Annotated in this window: 21 protein-coding genes and 3 tRNA genes; 8 read left to right on the top strand and 16 right to left on the bottom strand. The window is 39.9% G+C overall.

Annotated features, from left to right (window positions below; all coding sequences use genetic code 11):
- Positions 1–46: 46 nt before the first annotated feature.
- A complete protein-coding gene (locus BCU57_RS00120; RefSeq protein WP_102440456.1) occupies positions 47–802 on the top strand; it encodes a thiol:disulfide interchange protein DsbA/DsbL in 756 nt (251 codons plus the stop codon).
- Between the two features lie 112 nt (positions 803–914).
- On the opposite strand, the gene BCU57_RS00115 is transcribed toward BCU57_RS00120, so the two are convergent.
- The 5 genes from BCU57_RS00115 to BCU57_RS00095 form a co-directional block, all read right to left on the bottom strand.
- Positions 915–1,445: a cytochrome b/b6 domain-containing protein gene (locus BCU57_RS00115; RefSeq protein ID WP_102440455.1), complete on the bottom strand. Its 531-nt coding sequence runs from the start codon at positions 1,443–1,445 to the stop codon at positions 915–917.
- A 66-nt stretch (positions 1,446–1,511) separates the two neighbouring features.
- Positions 1,512–2,033 carry a menaquinone-dependent protoporphyrinogen IX dehydrogenase gene (gene hemG, locus BCU57_RS00110; RefSeq protein WP_102440454.1) on the bottom strand — a complete coding sequence of 174 codons (522 nt, stop codon included), beginning with the start codon at positions 2,031–2,033 and terminating at the stop codon, positions 1,512–1,514.
- Between the two features lie 276 nt (positions 2,034–2,309).
- The gene (locus BCU57_RS00105; protein ID WP_241903592.1) at positions 2,310–3,887 is read right to left on the bottom strand and encodes a di-heme oxidoredictase family protein; all 1,578 of its coding nucleotides are present in this window, start codon (positions 3,885–3,887) and stop codon (positions 2,310–2,312) included.
- 250 nt (positions 3,888–4,137) lie between these two features.
- Entirely contained in the window at positions 4,138–5,301 is a 1,164-nt protein-coding gene (locus tag BCU57_RS00100) for an imelysin family protein (RefSeq protein WP_102440452.1), read from the bottom strand.
- A gap of 86 nt (positions 5,302–5,387) precedes the next feature.
- Positions 5,388–6,812 carry a hypothetical protein gene (locus BCU57_RS00095; protein ID WP_102440451.1) on the bottom strand — a complete coding sequence of 475 codons (1,425 nt, stop codon included), beginning with the start codon at positions 6,810–6,812 and terminating at the stop codon, positions 5,388–5,390.
- A gap of 186 nt (positions 6,813–6,998) precedes the next feature.
- On the opposite strand from BCU57_RS00095, the gene BCU57_RS00090 reads away from it, so the two are divergent.
- Together BCU57_RS00090 and BCU57_RS00085 are read left to right on the top strand one after the other, a co-directional pair.
- Complete coding sequence (locus BCU57_RS00090) at positions 6,999–8,198, top strand: MFS transporter (protein WP_102440450.1); 1,200 nt, start codon at positions 6,999–7,001, stop codon at positions 8,196–8,198.
- A gap of 228 nt (positions 8,199–8,426) precedes the next feature.
- Positions 8,427–9,218: a TIGR03899 family protein gene (locus tag BCU57_RS00085; protein WP_241903447.1), complete on the top strand. Its 792-nt coding sequence runs from the start codon at positions 8,427–8,429 to the stop codon at positions 9,216–9,218.
- Between the two features lie 22 nt (positions 9,219–9,240).
- Here the strand turns inward: BCU57_RS00085 and BCU57_RS00080 are convergent, their stop codons facing one another.
- Positions 9,241–9,885: a hypothetical protein gene (locus BCU57_RS00080; RefSeq protein ID WP_102436156.1), complete on the bottom strand. Its 645-nt coding sequence runs from the start codon at positions 9,883–9,885 to the stop codon at positions 9,241–9,243.
- A gap of 421 nt (positions 9,886–10,306) precedes the next feature.
- On the opposite strand from BCU57_RS00080, the gene BCU57_RS00075 reads away from it, so the two are divergent.
- Entirely contained in the window at positions 10,307–10,729 is a 423-nt protein-coding gene (locus BCU57_RS00075; protein WP_102436154.1) for an organic hydroperoxide resistance protein, read from the top strand.
- A gap of 98 nt (positions 10,730–10,827) precedes the next feature.
- Here BCU57_RS00075 and BCU57_RS00070 read toward each other — a convergent pair whose 3' ends face one another.
- Positions 10,828–11,352, bottom strand: coding sequence for a DUF3087 domain-containing protein (locus BCU57_RS00070; RefSeq protein WP_102436152.1), 525 nt, complete (start codon positions 11,350–11,352; stop codon positions 10,828–10,830).
- A 439-nt stretch (positions 11,353–11,791) separates the two neighbouring features.
- Between BCU57_RS00070 and egtB the strand changes: the two genes are divergently transcribed.
- The 4 genes from egtB (at position 11,792) to BCU57_RS00050 (ending at position 15,599) form a co-directional block, all read left to right on the top strand.
- On the top strand, positions 11,792–13,057 hold the full coding sequence (gene egtB / locus BCU57_RS00065; RefSeq protein ID WP_102436150.1) for an ergothioneine biosynthesis protein EgtB: 1,266 nt from the start codon (positions 11,792–11,794) through the stop codon (positions 13,055–13,057).
- Entirely contained in the window at positions 13,054–14,043 is a 990-nt protein-coding gene (locus BCU57_RS00060) for an L-histidine N(alpha)-methyltransferase (protein ID WP_241903446.1), read from the top strand. Before egtB ends, BCU57_RS00060 begins: the two co-directional genes overlap by 4 nt.
- Before the next feature lie 124 nt (positions 14,044–14,167).
- The gene (locus tag BCU57_RS00055; protein WP_102436146.1) at positions 14,168–14,548 is read left to right on the top strand and encodes a nuclear transport factor 2 family protein; all 381 of its coding nucleotides are present in this window, start codon (positions 14,168–14,170) and stop codon (positions 14,546–14,548) included.
- 124 nt (positions 14,549–14,672) lie between these two features.
- Positions 14,673–15,599, top strand: a complete 927-nt coding sequence (locus BCU57_RS00050) for a LysR family transcriptional regulator (RefSeq protein ID WP_102436144.1) — start codon at positions 14,673–14,675, stop codon at positions 15,597–15,599.
- Positions 15,600–15,711: 112 nt separating this feature from the next.
- On the opposite strand, the gene BCU57_RS00045 is transcribed toward BCU57_RS00050, so the two are convergent.
- The 9 genes from BCU57_RS00045 to BCU57_RS00005 all read right to left on the bottom strand — a co-directional run bounded on the left by BCU57_RS00045 (position 15,712) and on the right by BCU57_RS00005 (position 24,672).
- The gene (locus BCU57_RS00045) at positions 15,712–16,695 is read right to left on the bottom strand and encodes an MDR family oxidoreductase (RefSeq protein WP_102436142.1); all 984 of its coding nucleotides are present in this window, start codon (positions 16,693–16,695) and stop codon (positions 15,712–15,714) included.
- A gap of 309 nt (positions 16,696–17,004) precedes the next feature.
- Positions 17,005–17,086: transfer RNA gene (locus BCU57_RS00040), tRNA-OTHER, on the bottom strand.
- 425 nt (positions 17,087–17,511) lie between these two features.
- The gene (locus tag BCU57_RS00035; protein ID WP_102436138.1) at positions 17,512–18,675 is read right to left on the bottom strand and encodes a PcfJ domain-containing protein; all 1,164 of its coding nucleotides are present in this window, start codon (positions 18,673–18,675) and stop codon (positions 17,512–17,514) included.
- A gap of 169 nt (positions 18,676–18,844) precedes the next feature.
- Positions 18,845–19,198, bottom strand: coding sequence for a hypothetical protein (locus BCU57_RS00030; protein WP_102436136.1), 354 nt, complete (start codon positions 19,196–19,198; stop codon positions 18,845–18,847).
- Positions 19,199–19,207: 9 nt separating this feature from the next.
- On the bottom strand, positions 19,208–20,152 hold the full coding sequence (locus tag BCU57_RS00025; protein WP_102436134.1) for a viperin family antiviral radical SAM protein: 945 nt from the start codon (positions 20,150–20,152) through the stop codon (positions 19,208–19,210).
- Between the two features lie 125 nt (positions 20,153–20,277).
- A complete protein-coding gene (locus BCU57_RS00020) occupies positions 20,278–22,410 on the bottom strand; it encodes a hypothetical protein (protein WP_102436132.1) in 2,133 nt (710 codons plus the stop codon).
- A gap of 216 nt (positions 22,411–22,626) precedes the next feature.
- Entirely contained in the window at positions 22,627–23,352 is a 726-nt protein-coding gene (locus BCU57_RS00015) for a class I SAM-dependent methyltransferase (RefSeq protein WP_102436130.1), read from the bottom strand.
- A gap of 486 nt (positions 23,353–23,838) precedes the next feature.
- Positions 23,839–23,915, bottom strand: a tRNA-Trp gene (locus BCU57_RS00010).
- 680 nt (positions 23,916–24,595) lie between these two features.
- Positions 24,596–24,672, bottom strand: a tRNA-Asp gene (locus BCU57_RS00005).
- Positions 24,673–24,770 lie beyond the last annotated feature (98 nt).

Below are 24,770 nucleotides of genomic sequence, written 5' to 3'. Positions count from 1 at the left end.
CTCTCGCGATATATCGCCAACATCACCCCACTTTGTCGAGGCATACATGATAAAGATTAAACATATTGCATTCACTCTGGCTGTTGCTGCATTCACATTAACCCTAACGGGCTGTGGCAAACCTGCTGATACAACGGTTACAACTACAGAAAAAACTGCTGTTGAAACGGCTGGAGAAACTGTTGAAAAAACTGCTGTAACTCCATCTAGGTTTGTTGAAGGTCAACATTACACTCAAGTTTCTGATGCACCAGCATCAAGTGAACCTAAGATTTCTGAATTTTTCTCTTTTTACTGCCATAACTGTTACAACATGGAAACCCAGTACCTGCCAGAAATTAAAGGTAACTTGAATAAAGAGATTAACTTTGAAACAAAGCACGTTGACTTTATGAACAGTGATATTGGTACTGAAGTCATGCGCGCCTTAGCCGTTATTCATGAAGTGGGTAATGCGGATGTATTAAATAAAGCCATGTTCCAAGCGATTCAAGGCGAAGGTGGACACCACGACCACAGTGCTCCAGGTCATAGCCATGACGAGCCTGAAATCAACAATCGTGACGATATCAAACAAGTGTTTGCAGCTCACGGTATCGATAGTGCCGCTTATGACAAGATTGCTGACAGCGAAGCTACAGATAAGAAATTGTCTCAATGGCGCCAACAGCAAATCATGTACCGCGTTCAAAGCGTACCGACTTTCATCGTTAACGATAAATATGCTATCAACATGAATGAAATGCGTACTCTTGACGATCTAATTGACGTGATGAATTACCTAGCGTTAGAAAAGAAATAAGCTAGAAAAGTATCATTTCTAAGTATGATATTTAGCGTATTAAAAAGCCCAATCATGATAATCATGCTTGGGCTTTTTATTATCTTTAATAAATTATGGCATTTATACAGTCTTAAGAGTTTCTGACCATATCAATAATATGGAACATGGCAAACACGATATGTACCATCAAGAAACCCACAAAGCCTTGGGCAAAAAGAATGTGGTATTTACGCCACATTAACGCATCACTGCTACCTTGAGTGATAAACCATGCGATGCCGGTAATACTCACTAGCGCGATTAAAATTAGCCCAATACCTTCCACAACACTGAAAATACCTTTGCCACCAGAACTCGGTAATTTGCCCTTTTTTAACTGCTTAATTTCATCTACACATTGGGAAAAGTCTAATCTTAACCACGGAAAGAACTGACGCCAGTGGCCATTTAACAGATTCTTCAGCATAAATAACAAACCAAATATGGCTGCCACTAAGCCTAGATAAACATGCAAGCTGTCCCAAATACTGGCATTAGCTCTTAATTGCCGACCGATTAGGATCCATGGGCTAGTTACCACCAAAAATACGCTTAGGGTTATCACAATGACATGCAGTTTTTCGGCAATAGCACTAACCAAAGCAGATGACTTTTGACTCATGAATTTACCTTCCTTTTGCAATGATAAGCACTTAACTTATTCTCAGTCTTAAGCTCGTTAAGCTCGTTAAGCGGCGTGAATTTTGGCGACATAAGCATCAACCTTTTCCCAATCTGTGTACTCAACTTGGGTATTCGGATCGGTGGGCCCTTTGGTCATCCACATGATAAAGCGAATAATATTACGATCCATTGGGCCATAACCTTGATAATCTAAATTCCCCCCAAACACTTCCAGCACTTTGGGTTGCCAGTCACTTTGTTTCAAAAAGGCTTGCATATACATGTTGGTATCAGGGGTGTTTTTACCTGGCTTTCTCGCCACTAAACTCACTGAAAAGAATCCATTAGCCTTGCTATCAAGCACCTCTTTGTTATCAGCAACAAACTGATAAAGTTCAGGGCGATGTTTACCATGGCGAATACTGGCACCGATAAAGACTTTATCAAAAGCAGTTAAATCAGGCTTATCTTCAAGTGCTTCGAGGGTGACGGTTTCACCTGCTGCGGTAAGCTTGTCTTGCATGTAATCGCAAATCTTACGGGTTTGACCGTGGACAGTTGAATAGATAATTAGAATATTGCTCACGTTCACCTCGACGATAATAAAGAAAAAGCAGTTACGATTATTAAACCGTTAACGACTCAGCAAGATTTTATCCAACCATGCTATTACATCTAATCTTAATAGAAAGCGAAATATAATTACATGGATCAGATCACGCCAAATTAGCAACATCGACTATTAATAGTTAAGACTTTTGAGTGGCTCACAAAAAAGTGGATAACTCTGATGAGTTATCCACTTAATTTTTTCAAATCAGCAATTTAAAATTGTTGATTATGGCTGCAGCTGGGTTAAAAATTATAACGACATTAAGAATGATACTAACTGGTCGCGCTCAGCTTTAGTTAGTGCCATAAAGGCTTCTTTGCTATTACTTGCTTCACCGCCATGCCATAAAATGGCTTCTTCCACTGTCGCTGCGCGGCCATCATGTAAAAAGCCCGCTTGCGGGTTAACGGTTTGCGTTAAGCCTAAGCCCCATAAAGGACGCGTGCGCCACTCATTACCATTGGCTAAAAAGTCAGGGCGACCATCGGCTAAGTCATCACCCATATCATGTAATAACATATCGGTGAATGGGTAAATGACTTGTCCCTTGAGCGAATCTATTATCTCAATACCACCAATATCGCCTACCGTTTTAGTGGTAAAGCTTGGTGTGTGACAGCCACTACAATTAACTTGTGTAAATAAACGTGCGCCTTCACGCACATCACTATCATCGACATTACGTCTTGCCGGTACCGCTAATGTTTCAGCATAAAATACTACTGCGTCACTAAAGGCCTGATCCGCCTCTGGCGCACCATTTTCATCACTACCAGTATCAACAAAACCAGTACGGGTTAAGTAAGAGTCATGCAAGCTGGTGCCAACAACACTTTCATCAGGGAATAATGGATTAGTAATACCAATATCACCACGTAAAGCGCCTAATGACTGCACTCTGACACTTGGCGTATTCGCTTTCCAACCAAAACGTCCCATTGACACAGGCTTTTCAGCGCCATTCTGCGCTTTTATCGCATCAAATACCCAGTTTGGACGCCCTGAAATACCATCATTATTGGCATCGTCAGCATCTGCGTTAGCTAGAATGTCAGCTTCAGGAATTGCTTCTAATAAGCCTAAGCCAAACACCGGCATGCCATTACGCCAGCCCATTAACACGTCATCTTGGAGTAGATTGGACGTGACGTTAGCGCTTTGCTTAGTTTCACCTGGGGCATCATAAGGATTCTCGACTTCAAAAATTGGCTTTTTCAATTCGACACTAGTGCCATCGCTATAAGTCACTGCACTGCGCTCATAAGACAAGTACACATCCGCTTGACCACCAAAAGCATTATCCTGCCAGTCAGCACGTGCTTTTAATACGCCACGGTGAAATAACTGCCCGCCAAAATCAGGGACGGCAATCGGCGCACAATAGTCGTTATCCGCAGTTGGGGTAATACACTCTTCAGCGGGAGTTTTACTAATACGTAAAAAAATACCCGCATCAGAGCCTAATTTAACCCGTGTTTCATCTGCCGCTAAAAATGGGGTTGAGTTGCGGCCGTCACGTTGGTGACAAGAATTACAATCTGCATTGTTAAATACTGGACCTAAGCCATCTTGTTCTGGATGCTGTTCATTGGGTGCTGTGGTAAACGAGATCTCAAAATTAGCATCACCTTCGAGATGCAGGGCTAAATCGGCTTCGGTTAAATTGGGTGAAGGCGTTGAAAAACCATGGCCTGAATTACCCGCATCATAAGTAGTGGTATCACCACCACTGGCAGTAATATCGGTAAAGTCAGGGTAGATGACAACTGGAGGCTCGGTTACTGTCGGGGTTTCATCATCACCACTGCCACCACAGGCAGATAACATGAGTACACTGATAATGGAGGCCAGTAAGGTTTTACCATTTAAATTAGGGGAATTAGGGGCGTTAACAGCTTTGGGATTCTTGCTCATCTTAGACACTCTTATATCAAGACCGGTATCTCTACCGACGGTGTTCAAAACACTTTATTTGACTTGTCATGCTCTTACGGCCAACTTCATCAATGTCATCAAATCGCGCTACTGACACTGGCTCAGTATCAGTAGCGCTATTGTTATTACTATTTAATAGAAATTACTGGGCATTCCACTCAGATAATAGTGGAATAACATCTGACTCTAATGAGGCTTGTAAGGTTGTTAATGCGGTCACTGCCGTTTCAATGCGAGCACGTCCATCCTCATCTAAAATCGCTTGACGGAATGGCATGTTGTTGCTGCCAGAAATCGCCTGAATTTTTAGGATTGAATCATCAATTTCACTTGCTATACGCACTGATAAATCACTGTCTGCAGCTGCAACAAAGTCGATAATGCCTTGCTTGTCAGCACCGCCAATAAACTCACCTTGGTATACATTGCGAACACCTTGGATGTTGTCAGCAAAATCGGTCAATGAATTCCAAGAGTATTGCGACTCAACTTTTGAGGTGTCAGCTGTGGCTAATGAGTCACCAAATGGATCAGCAATTTTGCCATTACCCACTTCATCAACAATACCTATCATGCCGTTAATTAATTCTTCAATAACCGCAAGTTCTGATGAATAAACGGTATTATTAGCAGAGCCAGGCGTTTTCAATAAATCTGCATAAGGCAGTGCATTGGTATCTTGTGGGTTATGAGAAACCTGCCATGCATCATCTAACTGCGCTGTGTAGTCGCGAAATACTTCAGCCAATGCAATGACATATTCACGTTCAGCCGTCGTTAATTCTGCAATTAATTTCGTATTGTCATCTACGCCATCACCAAATAATAAATATTCCATGGTATGAAAACCTTGAACATCATCGTTCCAGCTTTTAATAGTCTCAGCATCAAAACCACTATTGTTAGCTAATTGGGTTTGTAAGTCAGTGGTGTTTAACGGCCAGCTATCTAAATGTGGATCAATACTTAATGAATCTACAGGACCAAAGATATGTGACTCACCTTGTTCCCATGGTTTACGAGCGGCTTTCCATGCATCTTGCGCTGCTGTTAAGTCAGCTTGAGATGTAGAATTTAACAATACTTGCGTCGCAGATAACAAGGCAACGCCTTGTGCAGCTAGATTAGCATAACCAGCAACAATGACATCATCAGTTAAATTGGTGACCAACTCTGTTGCTGAAAAAGTAAACCCTGTTTCTGGTAGTAGTGGTGCTATAACTTCTTCAATCTCTGAACCTGAACCACCACATGCTGACAGGGTTCCTACTAGTGCGAATGCAATTGCTGTGTACTTAAAATTCATGTAATACTCCATTTTAATCGATAATATTTTTTACTGAAGATGGTCAGTATTTTTCTTAAAATTAAACTAGCTAAAATCTGCTGCTGTTAAAGCGAGAACTGATAACCCACACCGAGGGCAAAAAAGTTAGTATCTGGAATACTGGCTACAGCCACTTGCTGCAGGCCACCTTCAGCTTTAATCACAATCTCTGGAATAGGGAAATAGTTAACCCCAATACTGCTCCAGGTATTTTCATAACGCTGGGTAGCAGTACCGCTTTCTACTTCCATTAATGGGTTTGAGTAATCAATATTGGCAAAAACAGTTAAGGGAACATCGATGTATTCATCTAACTTAAAGCCAGCTTCAACAAAAAATGATTGCGACTTAGAGCCTAACTGGGCGAAGTTACCTGGCTGTAAACCTGGGGTGGTTTTGTTTGCCAGCGTAATGGCATCGGCATCACTTAACGTGCCATACATATATTGACCACGAAGCACCCAAGGGCCTTCAACAAAAGCCGCTGCAGCTGTCACAATGCTCAATGTGCCATCAACATTTAATTTATTACTTTTGTTACGGTTACCGCTGGTATTGCCATAATAATAAGACACACCAATTGCACTGCCGGTTTTAAAGTTGCCATAGTCGATACGGCCAGCAAAGGCTAAATCATCAGCGTTAACATGCTCAAAACGTTTCTGATGCCCTGAAGCAACCCAATCATATGTTCTGAAATACTCAGAATTAAGGCCGCTGACAACTTGTGCTTGATAATGAAAATCTGCAAGTTCACCGTAAACACCAATACCGTTTTCATTCCACACAGCTGGTATCATCGCAGCTTCACTTTTGTGGCGCAGCACAGTGAGATATTGATTCGGTTTATGTAAAGTGCTTGAAAGACCAATAGGCAAATGAATGTTACCGAATTTAACCCCGAACGCATCACTAGGTCGGTAACGTATTTCAGCCTTCTCAACGACGACTTCACCACCCGCTTCTGTTTCAGTTTCAAACTCGCCAAACTCATCAAAACCATCATATTCAAGTGCAGCACCAGTACCGCCGTGCTCGTATTCTATTTCAACCTCCATGCTCCATTCGTCAGTGAACTGGTAGCCAAACTCGGTAACAATACGTTCAAGGTCAAAACGATTTCGTCTTTCAGGTGAGGTATCTTGCACATTTTCAAAATACTCATCGCTAGTGAAGTTAGCTGAGCCGTAGGATTTGAATGAGAATTTACTGTAACGTTCTGCTGCAGTTGAAACAGTGTTACTGACATCTTTTACAGCGTTACCTTGTTGCTCTTGAGTCACCTCAATCTGTTTTTGAGATGCTAATTGCTCAGACTGTTGCTGTGCAAGCTGCTGTAATTCAAGTTTTAATGTTGCGATTTCAGCTTCTTGTTTCGCAATTGCTTTTGCCAAATCATCAGCTGAAGTTGCAGCACTGACATTGGCTGTAGCCCCAAAACCAATCACACTTGCTATCGATACTGCCAACAGTGTTAACTTTTTACTCATCTCATTCTCCACAATAATTGCGTGCCTTTTGTTAATACATCGACACAGTATATCAAATAAGAATCATTTGCATTAGAATTTACATTTATTTTCGCAACTTAGTTTACATCAAATTTACACTTAGCGATCAAAGGCTATCTATGTAACTATGAGGTTAATATTGACAGACAAGAAAAAGTGACCGTAATGCCCGCAGTTTCAGACAAAAATCCACAGCAATTGTTATTGTGGATGACCTTTATCATGTCGATGGTATTTGCTGTGTGGCAAGCCTTACTCAATAACTTTGTTATCGAGAAGGCGGCATTTACTGGGGCTGAAATTGGCATGCTGCAAAGTTTGCGTGAAGTACCCGGCTTTTTAGCCTTTACCGCTATATTTGTATTACTGCTAATTAGAGAGCAAACCTTCGCGCTGTTGTCACTGGCGGTATTAGCCATTGGCATTGCTATAACTGGCTTTTTCCCCAGTGTATTAGGGCTTTATATCACCACAGTTTTAATGTCGATTGGCTTTCATTATTTTGAAACCGTTAATCAATCTTTGACACTACAATGGGTCGATAAACAACACACCGCAGAGTTTTTAGGTAAAGCATTAGCGTGGCGATCTGCGGCTGCATTACTGGGTTATGGCAGTATTTGGCTGGTAATGACTTGGCTTAAACTCGATTATGTGTGGATGTATGCCATCATTGGCGGCTTAGGCTTAATTGCGGTTATCATGATGAGTCTGTATTACCCACATTTCCCTATTGCTGAGCCGCAGCACAAAAAGCTTATCTTTAGACAGCGTTACTGGCTTTACTACGCACTGACGTTTTTATCAGGCGCCAGAAGACAAATCTTTATGGTCTTTGCCGGTTTTATGATGGTGGAAAAGTTTGGCTATTCAGTCACCCAAATCACCTCACTGTTTTTAATCAATTACGTGGTTAATTTGCTATTTGCCCCAGCTATCGGCCGCTTTATTAGCCGCATCGGTGAACGTAAGGCTTTGGTGATTGAATACCTTGGCTTAATTATTGTTTTTGCTAGCTACGCCGTAGTTGAACATGCCACTATCGCTGCTGCGCTGTATGTTTTTGACCATCTATTATTTGCTATGGCTATCGCCATGAAAACCTACTTTCAAAAAATTGCCGATCCTAAAGATATTGCCGCTAGTATGTCGGTAAGCTTTACCATTAATCATATTGCCGCAGTGATTATTCCGGCACTGTTAGGCATATTATGGTTAAGCTCGCCTCAATGGGTATTTATGATTGGAGTCGGCTTTGCTATATGCTCGTTAATATTGGCATTAAACATCCCGACATCTCCTGCTGCTGGCAATGAAACTAATTGGCGTTTTGTAACAAAAACATCAAAACTCAAAACACCATAAAACAATAAGAATAAACAATAAGAATAAACAATAAGAATAAACAATAAGAATAAACAATAAGAATAAACAATAAGAATAAACAATAAGAATAAAACAATGGCAAACATTCAACCGCAAATCGCTGAAGCCCAAGTCTCCACTAAGGCCTCAACTAAGGCCTCAACTAAGGCCTCAACTAAAGCTTCGACTAAGCCGCTAAACTCAGCACAGGCAAACGACAACGGCGCTATGGTTTCAGCAAGTAAAAAAGCGCTTTTGCTGGGTAAAGTACTGGGATTAGCCAGTGAAGAAGATTATCGCCCTTCCAGTGCATCCATTGCTGAGCGAGCTGAGTTTCGACTACGAAAACTACACTCTCAGCATCAGCTTAATCTGGAAACCATCTTTAAATTGGCTCTCACTTATACGCCTACAGATGTGACAGGAGAAGATTTAGACCCTGATTGGAGTTACCAGTTTTTTCAAATGGCTGAGCAAATTAATAGCCGCAGAATGCAAGATTTATGGGCACGCATTTTAGCCAGTGAAATAGTTAAACCGGGTAATTTTAGCCTAAGAACATTGGCAACCCTTAAACAACTGACCCAAAGAGAAGCCCATATTCTTGAAAAAGCCTTGGGAATGTCAGTAAAACTTAATCACGAAAGCCGTTATAAACTGCTCAGTGGCTACCGTATACATGGCGGTATCAAACAATATTTTAGAAAATCGACTCTGATGAATTTCGGGCTATCGAAATATGGTTTGCCCTATTCGAGTATATTGACCTTAATTGATGCGGGAATACTTCACAGCAGTGAATTTGAAACTGGCACCTTAGACAAAGGCGTTAAAATTCAATTAAATATGATAGACAACAAAATAGCTATTGAGCCTAATAGCAATAACTTACTATTCAGTTATTACCGTTTTACCCCCATTGGAGATGAACTCAGCCAATTGGTTCATCCTAAGGTTGATAGTGCTTTTGTAAAGGATTTAACCGCACTACTTAGCAGAGACTTTAAGGTAGAAAGTTAATAGCAGCTATATAGATGCGAGACTATTTAAAGTCTTTAGTTGAGGCGACTGTGGCTTGAACATCCGCTTGCGTCTCACCATGCTCATAAAGAGAAGAATGCTGAGCTTTATGCATCGAAAATAAAAATTGTCTGAGGGTTTCTCTTGAGTCTTCTCCGACAATAATTGTTGCTGCAATAACGCCATTGTCTGAGCGAACTTTTTTATATTCAATATCAAAACTAATTTCATGGGTAAGCACCAAGGTGCCACGCCTAGGTTTGCTTGACTCGATAATCTGCGGTGCATCTAAAGTGACGCCAGTGCTTGAAAGCGACAACACATCAATGGCTAAATTTGTATCAAAATCAATAATTCTGACATTATCTAGCTCTTTCATGCGCCAGCTTCTATCTGCACCTCGGGTATCCACGACTTCAGGGATCCCCAGTTGAGACACAAATTGGCCCAGTTCATCCATTTTTAAAGAGAAAGGAAACCATAAACGGTAGTGACCAATTTCAGCTAGTAACGTCATCTGAGTTTTCCCTAACAGGCTGGCTAAAGCCTCGGGCATTTCAGTGGTCACAGCAACGGAATCAGTATCACTTTTACTAACAATAGGAGACTGCTTGGCAAAAAGTTCACTGAAACAGGCTAACTCTTCTTTGGTTAATGTTGAAGTCATTGTCAATCCTCCCTGATGTTTATACTTTAAGATAGCCTAAAACATTAACACGCAAGCTACATTTATTCAAACATGTAGAAATGTTCAGTTTTAATAAAAACCAATAAAATTATAGGCTTTCAACATTTACCCTATACCTAGAAAGAGTTAGCCACCTACTTGAAACCAGCTCGTGATTCAACGACTTTCGAATCAATTATCTCAAGCATACTCAAGTCATCCACCCACTGTGAGTAAATCTAGCGCCAGCTATTTAGCGCCATATCATTTTCAAAATAATCTTGGGAAAAATAAATAAACCACAATTAGGTTGCGCGCAATATAATTTAGGTTTATTGTTACTCCCAGTTAAGTTGCGCACAACCTAAATTCAAGTGTGCGTATCAAGATAATGATTTTAATTATGTAATTTGGAGTAATAATGGACATCATTTATTCAGCATCAGCAAAAACTACCGGCGGTCGTGATGGACGCTCAGTATCTTCAGACAACAAACTTTCTGTTGAGTTAAGCACGCCAAAAGAATTAGGTGGCGCAGGCGGAGAAGGAACCAACCCTGAACAACTTTTTGCTGCTGGTTATTCAGCCTGTTTTATTGGCGCGATGAAATTTGTTGCGGCCCAAGATAAGAAAATACTCAGTGCTGATTTGTCAGTAGAAGCAACCGTGGGCATTGGCGCAAATACCCAAGGCGCTGGGTTTGCCATTGAGGTGGCACTTCGCATTGATTTACCAGCAATGGATAAAGTAGCAGCGCAAGCGTTAATCGAAAAAGCTCATCAAGTTTGCCCTTATTCCAATGCAACTCGCGGTAACATTCGCGTTGAGCTGTCACTGGTTTAAGCATAAACAGCTGTTGAGACTATTGCTCTAAACACTGATCAAAAAAGCCCCCAAATTACTCATTTATAGCGTAATTAGGGGCTTTTTGTTTAAATGATTTAGAACTTTTCGAGTAAATTTTCAGAGAAGTCCGCTGTCGTTATTTCAAGGTTTAAATCGGCAAGTTTTGATTCGATAGCACTGATATCAGCTTGAAGTGTGGCCAGTGTCAGGGTGTTATTGTCTAACTCAAACACTTGCTTTTGAGTCGTCAAATAAAACAATAAAACCGTTAACGCATCTGGATCATTGTCCCTAGCGGCCAGTTTGATTTTAGCCAGTTTGCGATAAATTCGATTATGCAGTTGTTTTAACTTCCATACCCAGTAAATCTCTTTTAGGTATTCATGCTTCTTATAAAAGTTCATTACTAAGCTGCAGGTGAGTACCGCGAGGATAACGCCTAACAAGTTTAGGTGAAAGTGCCCAGTAGATTCACCACTGGCCACCGTTTTATTACCAAAAAATTCAATTAGCACGGTACCAAAACCGAGGGATAATAGGGTTAAACTCGCCACTAATGACACTAGAACCACATTCAAACGTTGACGATATAGCGCCTTATCAACCTTCATTAACTGCATGCAACAACCTTAAAAAAATATGATGACTTATTTTACACTGAATAAGATCGCAAAGTAGCCATTGCTAAGGCTATTTTAATTAGGGAGTAAACCTTTGTCGTGTTAGTAGCAAAACTTCAGCCTTAGTTTTTAATGTGCACGCGTCAACAGCCTATAGCCAATATTTTCAGATTTAACTTAACCACTTAGTAAAATGCTACCTAGATGATTTTATGATAAAAAACTTTCATCTTGGTTTATTTTGACTAGGCTTAACATTAGTAGTTATTTTAACCAATTAGAAAAAATTAAAAACAACCAGCTCAGTTGATAAGTCTTAAAAGACACATAAAAGCCAAAAGATGAATTATAGATGCCTATTGCTGTTGCCTGTCATCAGCTTGAAAGAAATTATTGTCATAGTGCTTCTAAGTATATCGTTGCAGAAAGGGATTTATAGATGGATATCAAGGGGAACTTAGAGTGTAACCAGTTAATTAAACGCTATATTGCCACCAGAGCCGCCACAACCGAAATATGCGCCCCGTTAGAAATAGAAGATCTGTGTATTCAGCCCTGCGCCGACGTCAGTCCACCTAAATGGCATTTGGGACATACTACTTGGTTTTTTGAAGAGCTAATATTACGCCAGTTTGTTGCAGGTTATCAGCGCTTTGATGAGCATTTTAGCTTAATTTTTAACTCTTACTATAAATCAGCAGGCCTGCATTGGACCCAAAAAGATCGCGGTAACTTGTCTAGGCCTACGGTAGCGCAAATAGCCCAATACCGTCAGCAAATTGATGAGCTAATTCTAAGCTTACTCAATGCTGGGATATCAGAAGAAATTGCTACCATTATTGAAATTGGTATTCATCATGAGCAGCAGCATCAAGAGCTTCTGTATATGGACATTAAGTATATTCTGCATTGCAATCCCAGCAGTCCTCGCTACAGCAAAACACCGTTAATGAGCGCACAAGCGGTCACTGGCTCATGGCACACTTATACTCAGCAACTGGTGGAAATTGGTCATTGTGGCGAAGGCTACGCATTTGATAATGAATCACCGCCTCATAAAACTTACCTGACAGATTTCTCAATCTCTGACACTCTTATCACTAATGGTGAGTATTTAGCGTTTATTGAGTCAGCAGGCTATCAAACGCCAAAATACTGGTTAAGCATGGGCTGGGATTGGCTTAACGAGAACGGTATTACATCGCCTTTGTATTGGCGAAATCTCGATGGAAAATGGTTTGAATACACCCTTCATGGCCTAACACCTTTAGACTTAAGTGCCCCTGTGGTTCATGTCAGTTATTTTGAGGCCAACGCCTTTGCCAATTGGCGCCAATGCCGCTTACCCACAGAGCAAGAGCTAGAGCATTATTTACGCAGTAGCGACAATCAAGCCTTAATCTCAGCCCAAGGCCTGCCACCAGCAAGTTATCATCAACCTCAGTTACACCCCATCAATGCAGGTGATACTTCAGGTCAAGTCTGGTGTTGGAGCCAAAGCCATTATTCAGCCTACCCCGGCTATAAGCCCTTTGAAGGCAAGTTAGAAGAATACAATGGCAAGTTTATGTGTAATCAGTTTGTGCTTAGAGGCGGCTGTATTGCCACACCGCCACATCACTATCGACATAGTTATAGAAATTTTTATCAACCACACCAGCAATGGATGTTTTCAGGGATCAGATTAGCAAAGGATATCGTGTGAAGATTTCTAAAATTGATTATAAAAGTGACAATATTGACGCAATAAATAAAGAGCAATTTGCGATTGATGTATTAACTGGCCTTAGCGCTAGCCCAAAAACCTTACAAGCTAAATACTTCTACGACGATACTGGCAGTAAGATTTTTCAGCAAATTACCCAACATGAAGATTACTACCCCACTCGCACTGAGTTTGAAATTTTAAACACCATCAAACATGAACTGGCGGAGCTTATAGGTGAACAGGAAATTGATATTATCGAACTCGGAGCAGGCGACGGTCATAAAAGCCAATTAATCATTGATGGGTTCGTGGATCACAACTGCAAAGTCAATTACTACCCCATCGACATTTCAGAAGAAGCCATGCTGATGTTAGAAGACAACATTTGCGATCACCCTAATGTTGAATGTCACGGCATAGTAGCGGAATACTTTGAAGGCTTAAGGCTGGTGAGAGAAAAATCGACCAACAAACAACTGGTATTGTTTTTAGGCTCCAATATTGGCAATTTTGATCGAGTTCAAAACCAAGGCTTTTTACGTCGTTTGTGGATGAGCATGAATGCTGGCGACTACGCTCTGGTGGGTTTTGACCTAAAAAAAGATGTCGATGTACTGACCCGAGCTTATAACGACTCCAGTGGACTCACCAAAGACTTTAACCTGAATTTATTAACACGGATCAACAACGAGCTTGGGGCTAACTTTGTGGTGGATAATTTTCAGCACTTTGGCATTTACAGCCCCCTTCTGGGCGCTATGGAAAGCTACGTCATCGCCTCAAAGCCTCAAAATGTTTATATCTCGGCGCTAAAAAGACAATTTCATTTCGACGCCTTTGAACCGATTCATTTAGAGTACTCCTTTAAGTTTCTCAAAAGTGATATTGACTTTATTAGCCAACATACCGGTTTTGAGGTCATTAAACACTTTTCAGATGAGCGCGACTATTTCATTGATTCATTGTGGCAAGTTAACAAGTAACCACCCTATTTCAATACTATGACGTCATCTTGCGATAACAACAGCGGCAAACTAGGCTTTGGCAATGGCGATTTAATACCTTGCATGAAAGAGACTTAAAACCATTCAAACTCAGGAGCGAACTATGGCCCAAGATCTTCAAGCCAATAAACACAATGCTATCGCATTTTACCGCTGCGCTTATTTAGGCGACCCTGTTAAGGCCGTTGAAAAATATGTTGGCGCAGAATACATTCAACACAATCCGATTGTGGCAGATGGTAAACAGGCTTTCATCGATTACTTCATTGAGATGGCTGAATATAAAGGAAAAACAATTGAGTTTGTCAGGGCCATAGCAGAAGATGATTTAGTGGCGCTGCATACCCATCAAGTGTGGCCTGGTAACGATCAGTATGTCACCATGGATTTCTTTCGATTTGATGACCAAGGCAAGATAGTCGAACATTGGGACTCTATTCAACAAATACCCGCTGAATCAAAACATAGTAATACAATGTATTAAGCCGTCATTAGGCGTAAATTAAGCTATTTCTTGCTTATCTATAGAAGTCTTTCAAAACCAGTAAATCATTAACGTGATAGCTTAACCATCAAACCTAAATCGACTAATAATTGCTAATAATCTTATGAAACTTGAAGAAATTTACCGACAAGACCTTAGTTTACTTATCGCCTTACAAATCTTAGTCGAAGAGTGTAGTGTTACAAAAGCAGCAAAACGGCTGCACTTGAGTCAATCTGCCACCAGTCGAATCTTAAGTCGCTTGCGGGAAATGCTCAACGACCCTCTCTTTTCACGGGTCGGCCAACAATTAGTACCAACCCAATATGCTCTAGATTGCTATCAACAGCTGCAAGGCCCTACAGGTCAATTACTACAACTGCTTACCCCCAGTGAATTTATTGCCAAAGAATGCCAACAAAAATTCACCATAGCTACCACTGACTTTGCCGCACAAGGTCTGCTGCCACTGGTGTTACCTAAGCTCTATCAACTAGCACCCAATATTGGCATTGAGGTCATTCCGGTGCAGCATCAATACCTTCAATCGCAACTAAGTTTACAAGGCGCTGACATGGCAATTTGCCGCGCCATAGGGCAAACAGAGCAATTACAACAAACAAGGTTAGGTTTAGTGGGCGTTAGCTGTTTAGTATCCAATCACCACCCTGTGGCAAATAAAGCCCTATCACTAGAAGATTACCTACGCTTTCCCCACGCTACCATTGCCATTAGTGATGGTGTTAAAGCCATTGTCGACTCATCTATCGCGCAATTCCCACAACGTAAAGAGTTATTAAGGGCGCCAAACTTAGACAGTGCACTGGCACTGCTTGACCTGCATCCATTAATTATTACCTTGCCAGAAGGTATGGCTGAAATCGCCGCAGCCAAACACGGTTTAATTGTAAAGCCACTGCCGTTTGCAATAGCGCCACTAAACTACAATTTATTTTGGCATGCACGCTGTGAATTAGATAAAGGTCAGCGCTGGCTAAGGGATAAAATAGTCGACTTAATTAAGCCTTTGCTTATCAGTAACAGGCAATAATGAGCACTAAAAAAAGACACAAAAAAGCGGCTATTAAAGCCGCTTTACGATCTTTTAAATAAATGCTTGAGCTAAAAAATTAATCTTTAATGAATAGCTTCAAGCTAATAAATTATTGGCAATTAACTAATACCCGCCCCGTCACCTTACCTTTAACAATCTGCTGTGCAAATTCAGGTACTTGTTCAAGAGCAACAGTTTGACAGGCTTGCTGGTAAAAACTCTCTGGCAACAAGGCAATAACTTGCTCCCATGCCTTCACGCGCTTTTCAAACGGGCAAGCAACAGAGTCAACACCCAACAAGTTAACTCCACGTAAAATAAACGGCATCACTGTGGTTGGTAAGGCAAAGCCACCGGCTAAACCACAAATAGCGGCACTACCACCATAATTGATTTGGGTTAACGCGGTAGCCAACACTTGATTACCGACGGTATCAACCACCCCAGCCCAGCGCTGTTTATCTAAAGGACGACCCGCTTGTTCAAACTCGCTTCGGTCAATCACTTCACTGGCACCAAGCTGTTTAAGCAGCTCACCATTAGACTCAACACGGCCAGAACTTGCCACAACGCGATAGCCAAGCGCTGACAGTAACGTCACAGCAACAGAGCCAACACCGCCACTGGCACCCGTTACTAGCACTTCACCTTGTTCAGGTGTAACACCAGCCTGCTGTAATGCTTGCACACACAACATCGCAGTTAACCCTGCAGTGCCAACCATCATAGCTTTAGCAGCATCAGCATTTTGAGGCATAGGTACTAACCAATCAGCTTTAACACGAGCCTTCTGGGCCATACCGCCCCAATGGTTTTCACCAACGCCCCAACCCGTTAGGATTACCTCATCACCAGCTTTATAACGCGGATCTGCAGATTCACTTACCACACCCGCAAAATCAATCCCTGGTACCATTGGGAAATTACGAATAATTTTGCCTAACCCAGTGACCGCTAGACCATCTTTGTAATTTAGCGATGAATAACTTACATCAACTAACACTTCACCTTCAGGAAGATCAGCAACAGATAATTGGCGAACCTCAGCTTGGGTCTGCTTATCATTTTGGGTTAATACAAGTGCGTTAAACATGGTGGCGCTCCTTACATTTTAGATAAAATTATCATAGTGTAAAAACTACCATGAATATACTGCATACTTTGCATGCCACACATGCAACGTAATCATACACAGTAACGTTTCAGTCAGTCACTTGCATGTTAATTATTCAAACCAATTTAGACAAAAAAACATCAATGAGTATAGGCACAATTGGCCATAAGCGAGGAGACAAAGGGATAAATATAAGCAATACAGATTTTGAAACGGATTTGGCTATATCTAAAAAATTAAAAGCCAGAAAAGACAAAGGCCTAGCATTTCTGCTAGGCCTTCTAAATTTGGCAGGGGTAGCAAGACTCGAACTCGCAACCATCGGTTTTGGAGACCGCTTAAAGACCAAATGTTGTTAATCGATACCCAGTAACAAACTTCGATATCAAACAAAATAAGCGGAACAAACAATAAGTTACAACCAGTAAAGTTAATAAACATTCAAAATCAACTTGGCCCCATTTAAGGCTATTTACGAGTCTTCTTGTCACATTATGGTCACCACTTCCAGTATAATATTTATACTGACTTTACTCATAACAGGAAAATGGTTACTCAAAAAACGAAGATAAATAAGGTAGCGATCTGCACGATTTTCGCCATAACTTTCAATTCAACTTTATAATAAACAGGCCATAAATTTATATTTAAACTTACATTTAACTTTGTAAACTTAATTATAAATGCCCTACACAAAGACCAATATCACAGATAAAAACGCTCCATAAATGGCAACCTAGTTTAAATCAAATAAAACAATCAACCTTCACAACCAAATAAAATTTAATTTTAACATTAATTAATATTATTAATATTTTGCTTCTCCTGCTCAAGCCACTTATAAACTATCTCTCTAGTTTTATTTTCAGGAAGAGCATTCCTGAGGCCCGCTATTTGATCAAGCTGAATAATGATTGGTTTTTTACTTAATATTTTAATACCGATTGTCACCCTCTGAGGAGTAAGCATTGAAAAAACACAATATTCACCTAATACTATACGTCTATGATAAATGGCAATACAATGTTTCTGTTTTACACCTTCCTCGAAGAGTTCATCATAATTATTAACCGCCACAATGTGTTCATTTCCCGCTATCATTTTTGGGTAAGAAATATCTGCATCTTCAGGTCTTTTTTTCAATATTCTGATATCGTTTTGTCGATCTACCCATAATTGATGCAACTGTACCAAAGCATCAATAGAGTGAAGTTCCCCTATCCTTTTAGCAGGATCGTTGACACCTAAATTGACACCTAACGTAAAAGTATCGGCCAAATAGGCTAACAGTGACCCTTTTTTTATTTTGTCCTCGTTAGCAATTATTTTCCCTAACCGAGTGCTGGTTAAAAAAGGATATTTCTGATCTATGCTCAGGGCATTAAGGTTTACACTAGGATAATGTTTGAATACTTTATATCGACTAAATCGCACATCGAGTTGTTTCTTAACATGCTGCAGTTCAATATCTCTCTCAAAGTCTAGTGACAACTTATCTATGAATTTTAGCGCCCCTTTGCCATTGTCATAGCCCAACCGGTCCAAAATTTCACGCTGACCTAGCTTGCATATTTCTAATGCGACATTATTGTCGACGGGATATTCTTCACAAATCAGTACCAATAATAGAAACCGAGTTTGTAATAACTGGGCAGCTTGCTCTGCATTAGCCGCAAGCCATAACATCTGAAATTGGTGCTCTGGAAATACTGCCGATTTAGTTAAGTATTGCTCTGGTATACTTTTCTGCCATTCTCTATCTGACGAACACTGACTAATAAGATTTAAGCTGAGCCCAAGTCCACCATCTAAAGGCTCCTTAGGCTTATCTTCAAACACTCTGAAAGCTTTAAGCTTATGATGCCAATTATGTAACTCTAAATCGTACTCAAAGCCCAAGCTTCGTGTAGGTATAACTATATGTTGGTTCATTTTACCTCTATAGCTTAGCTTTCCCATCTAACCCCCTATTTAATCCCAAACTTGTTACTGGTAACTATTCAGTGTCATTTTCGTCATTCATCGGTAATGACAAGCTTTCGCTACCTAATTTGACTCACGAAATCAGGTAACGAAATACGACACTTAAGTAATCCCTTAATAGTTAATTAGATATATTATGTAGTACCTAAAATTTACTCTTCGTCAAATGCCACCCCGAACCATACTTGCATTTATAAACTCGTAAGCTAATGCCCTGTTCATCATAAATAATATCAGCTCTTAAACGCGCCTCGCATTTGGAGCGATATGATGCTTTTTCAACACCATATCCACCAGTGCAACGAGTGCATTTTTGGCTGGGAGTTTGTCGACTTTTAGGCGACAAATGCCATAAATCACATTTGCCACAATGATAGGGACTCAAATCGTTACCATAATTTTCTTTTGAGTATTCCGCAGCATCTTGTGCTTCTTCCTCAGAATAATATTGTGTTAATGCCTTACCGGAGGCCTTTCCAAAACAAGTTTCACTTTTCACATTGGCCTCCTAAGACTCAATAACATCGATATCAATTTGACGATATCTTGATAAAAATGTTATAGGATTAAAGGCTATCTGAGCAAGCGCGCTTTCCACACCACACTGATTAATACGGTCACTGTACTGGTAACCACTAGAGTTTACAGAGTTTTGATAGAAGCGACCTAACGGGTCTATCATCAAATAAGACTCTGTCATCGTTGAGTTCGATTCAGCAAATAGTGGCAGCCCTAGACCACTATGACGCTCTACAAACTGATTAAACTTTTCTTTTGAAATAAGTAAATCGTCATCACCATAGGGCATCACTTGTAAGACTTTCCATTTATAAGGTTTTAACTCGCCAATCAGTGATGAAAAGTCCTCCTCATAATTTAAGCTATTCACAACGGTATTGATCTTGGTTTTGATGCCTATTTGAGTTTCTATTAAACCCTCTAATGCGATTTTTAAATCCTCTGCGCTCAGCGAATTACCTTTACGGTCAACTCGGCCGATTTTTTTTCGTGTGATCAAATCTTGGCTATCAAAGCTAATACCAACCATATCCAGCACATTTTTAGGGAAATCCAAGCGGCTATTTACTAGGTAATGCCCATTAGTAATGATTGAGGTTTTAAAGCCTTTTTGTTTCGCTAACATCAGCACTATAAAAAATGTACTTCCGAGCATCATCGGCTCTCCTCCAGCAAAATTGAGCCGAACAGTTTCGTAACCTAAAATGTTCTTTATTGCTGGTGAGCCTTTGATGAAGTAATCAGATAAGTTATCTAATAGTTTTTCAATTTCTTGAAGTGAGCGATGTAACTCATTAGGTCTTCCCCATTTAGCAAAACAATACCGACAGTCATAATTGCAGACTTCGGTAATGTGCCAATTGATGACTAGCTCATCTATTTTATGGGTAGTTGGATAAGTCGAATTTTCGACAAAGTTGTTTTGTATAGACATTCGTATACTCCTTGACTGGCCTGCACATGCAGACCGTAAAGTTTCAACATGGCGGACGACTAGCGTCAGGGGAGGAGCATCAGGCTCCAGTACACCAAGTTTGGATTGGTTAAATTATTGGTAATCTATGGATTACGCATTAGGTTACGCCTTGTTTTGATTGCTTCTTGCTCATTAACTTCCTCTTTTAGTCCTTGTCGTTGACAGAGTAAAAGCCACCACTCGGCAGCAACAATGCTACGCTTTATATCCTTTACTGACGGGTTTGACTTAGCATGTCTACGAACAGCCTTGTAACATTGCCCTGCCAGTTCTCTAACTCCCTCATCAGGATCAGATTTTTTGATAAAATTAATAGTTTTATGAACCTTACCACCAAGATCAAACCCTAGCTCTTTTAAAGCATTCACATAGCCTTTACGCCAAATAATTGATTGCTCTGTTACTTGGTGATTGTCATATTGGTCATTATTTGCTTTTTCTCCTTTACGGAGACGAAGGCGGCTCAGAAAGAACTCTACAAGTTCACAAGAAAACGCTGTATAAAAATCTATTTCAATTTGCTCACTGCTCGCCTGAGTTATTTCTTTATCGTTATTTCGTAGCTTGCAAGACAATTCATCAACTAGATTATTGAAAGAGGTATACCAATCGTAAAAGTGACCTTGGTAAAGAGCGCCGCTATACAACGCGAGCTTATCATTAGTGTATGGGGTAACTGAAAAACGTTGTAACATTAAGCGATGACGAAGCCCTTTTCGAATTGATATTTTATCGATAGCAGGTAATAAACAGGAGAGATGTTTATGATGGTCTTTTATTTCATCATTTGTTTTATCAGGAGCAGATAATTCTCCACGCAAGATTCCAATGCTTTTATCGACATAAGGAAGAGCCTTGTCCCTAATGTTTGAGTTCAGAGCGACGCATGTCCAAGATGGTAATAAGTGCTTTGGAAAGTCATCAGAGTCTACTAGGTTAATAAATAGTTCAAACCACCATTGAAACCCTTCTGAATAATAATCTTCAGTATAAGGAGGCGTGCAAGACAGAATGATTAACTGCTCTTCAATGTTTAGTCTGTTTAGTTCCTCTAAAAATATTGTTTTCCAAAGCTCAAAGTGTTCGGCTGTGATCCATCTTCCGTGATATTCACTTAACTGTTTAAATGAGTTTTTTTTAGATCCTAGGATCTTAGTAAAATCATCTTGTATTGACCATTCAATCCATTTACTCATTTGAACATGACTGAACTCGGCACATAATTCATAAAGCTTATTTTTCTCGAAGCTTTCAAACTCGTTACTTTTCAGCTCGTCCCAAGTTAACCCGACATCTATATGGGTTAAATAACCTACAACCTCGCGAACCCACACTCCAATCTCATCTTTGGATGCCTTGGTTAAATCAGTGTTTATTAGCGAAAGCTTTATGCAATCATAACGAAAGTCATCGAGCCATTTTCTAAGATGCTTTGTAATATCAGAGCTACCAGTTACTTCATCACGAGCTAAGTTTTTGAGCTCCTCCCAGTGCGAATGATATCCATAAAAAATGTCATATAAATCAGAAGAAAGCATTTGATTTTGTGTGTCAAACTCAACCCAGGCTCTTATGAAGTTCAACCCATTTGTCAGTGGACCAACGTAATCATCAGTTGAAGAACTAATACGTATTAACTCATTAATCCTTTGATTCTCATCAAGAGTTTGAAATTTAAGTGAAATTAACTCGAAAAATCTCCAGAAATATTTAGCTCGCTCTTGTCCACTCATTTCATTAAGCGCTTCATCATTAAAAAATGCTTTTGAATAACAATAGTCTTCACCATAAAGCCAACACACAAATTGATAGTAGTTACCTGCTATCTCTTTCATGCCTGCTTGGTATAGTGCTGATGGGGAGAATTGAAAATAAATATTCTTAACATCAATTAAGAAATCATAAAATCTGGGGTTAGTCGTTTTTACACCACTCCGATAATATTCAAAGGCGAGGGATAGCTCTATGTCTTGGGATATGACTATAGCTAAACACTTTTCGGATGCTGTTTTTACCTGAGTAGTTTGATTTAGAACATCTTCTAATTTAGAAACTGAGCCAAAACAACGCAGCCAATCGTTTTGAAAGTGTTTAATGAGTAATTCACGAAAATCGCCACCAATATGACTCTCATCAAGAGCCTGTATAAATCGCTCTTGTGGATCTGTTTTTTCATCTAGGGAATTAGAGTGGAATAACGCATCAGTAATGCACATAGTTTTCTCCATATAAAATGAATTAGGTTTCACAATAAGAATCCAGATCGATATCTGGTTTGCAGTTGAAACCTCCCAGGCAAAGATGGGAGCGGAGTAAAGAAGTGAGCATCAAGCTCGGTAGCCGACTGCAATTTAGTCTTTTTTTACCATAAAGAAAGTTTTCAATTAAGTCAACAAACACACCAATTAACTACAAAATAGTGGCCAGTTTTGCTAAACCCCTACAGCCCCAGAGTGAGCATCGGCAATACGAAGTAACGTTCTCAATAGAGCAAGCTTATAAGTCGCCGATTTACTGTCGTTAACAATAATTCGACGAACAGTGTTAAGGTTACCGGAACCATCATCAGGCAAATTCAATACAACAGTCTGCCAAGACACATGTGCCCGTTGAAGATTATCTTCACTACCCGATACTAATTGAAGTTGCAATCCGTGATCTTTTGAAAGTTTTTCTAGCTCTTCAACCGAGACAGAAAAGCCTTGTCGGCCATCAGTAAACTCTCCATGACGCAAGCTAATGACTAATTTACCATTTGGGGATAATAGTTTTGAAAGTTTACGAAATGCTCTTTCACGTAATGAAGGGGCTAAATGCATCCACACTGCACTTACAAGTATTAAGTCAAAACGCATTCCTAAGCTTTGCACGTTTTTAAGAACTGGAAGTGAATCATTAAGCCAAGTGACTTCTGGGCCTGCACTTTGCAGCCCTATTTGACGCAATGCATTATTTGGCTCTACAGCGATGACCTCACAACCTTGCTCATTCATCCACTTAGCATCACGCCCAGAACCAGCACCAATATCTAAAACATTAGATCCAGATTCTGGCCAATATAACTTCCACGATTGGTGTACAGACTTAAAATCAAGACTATTATATTGTTCAGCGAGTTCTATAGCATTCTGACTATAAAAAAGAGAGGTTGATTTCATAAAAATGCGCCATATATCCTTGTTAACTCATGATATACGGCTAGGTTACATATGGCGATAGCTTAGTAAAGAACCGTGATTTATTTTGATTAAAGTCTAAGTGCTCAATAAGTTATTAATAATGGAAGGTTGGTCGATCGAGGATAACTTTCTAAAAATAAAACTGACAAAAGCGGTGTAGACTTCCCTGCTTAATAATAGGAAGGTTCTTATCTATTAATGTAAATAGTCTTCCCAAGCTAACTATCTAGTTTCGGTTATCGTTATTAATTTTGAAAAACTTTTAACACTAGATATTAGTTCTAAACTATCAATAGAAAGATTGGCTGCCTCTAAAAGCTATGGTCACCATTTGGTCACCGTTTGGTCACCGAATAGGAAATACTGAAAAATATGAGTATGAGTTTAAGAGTGATTTGAAGACAGGGAAATTAATAAAAGCCAGAAAAGACAAAGGCCTAGCATTTCTGCTAGGCCTTCTAAATTTGGCAGGGGTAGCAAGACTCGAACTCGCAACCATCGGTTTTGGAGACCGCTGTTCTACCAATTGGAACTATACCCCTGTTGACGGAATGCATTATGCTAAAACCACTGCGAAAGGTAAAGCATTATTTATCACAAACGTACTGACTGTGGGTTTTTCAGCCAAATTAAGCAATTTATAATCTACTTTGCTATTTTGGCAATGCGAAGCTCACTTACATACGGTATTTACATGATGTCGGATCACATACTCTACTTAAACAGTTACGTAACTGAGCTTAAGGAGACTTACAAATGACTTGCTTGAGTACAAGCAGCACAATTACCAATCGCAACGAATAGTCGCTTATAAACACTTACAAGTGGTATGAACTGCATTTAGAGCTATTGCCCTTCACCAGTTTAGAACTAAAGTATTTAATAGGTCATAACGGCTTAGGTGAAACGGCTTTAGATATCGTTAAAACCTAACGCTTCGAGTTTGAGAAACCAGCTAAGAGTTTACGATTTAGCATAAGTGAGAGGAAATATAACAATTTACAACAGTAGTAACATCAACAAAGTTGAACAATAAACACTCAAATTAATGATTTTAAAATACTTCATAGTTATTTAATTAATCTAAAAAGTAAAAATATCACCATTGCTGACATCTGGAATAAATGCTTAATATTAAAACTAAATATCATCATAGAATGATGATATTTATTCGACGCAACGAAAAAAGCCTCATCTTTCGATGAGGCTTTCGTCTTTATGTTGGCGGAGCGGACGGGACTCGAACCCGCGACCCCCGGCGTGACAGGCCGGTATTCTAACCAACTGAACTACCGCTCCTTTAGTAAATTGCTTACGCAGTATACTAAATTCTTTTAAAGTCGCTAACGTGTCAAAGTTAGTAGACTTGCTCTTTCGAGCTTCTCTTACGAGAAATT

This window comes from Shewanella sp. 10N.286.48.B5, from assembly GCF_002874355.2.
In the GTDB taxonomy this organism is placed as follows: Bacteria; Pseudomonadota; Gammaproteobacteria; order Enterobacterales; family Shewanellaceae; genus Shewanella.
This window is presented reverse-complemented; position numbering and strand designations above follow the sequence as displayed.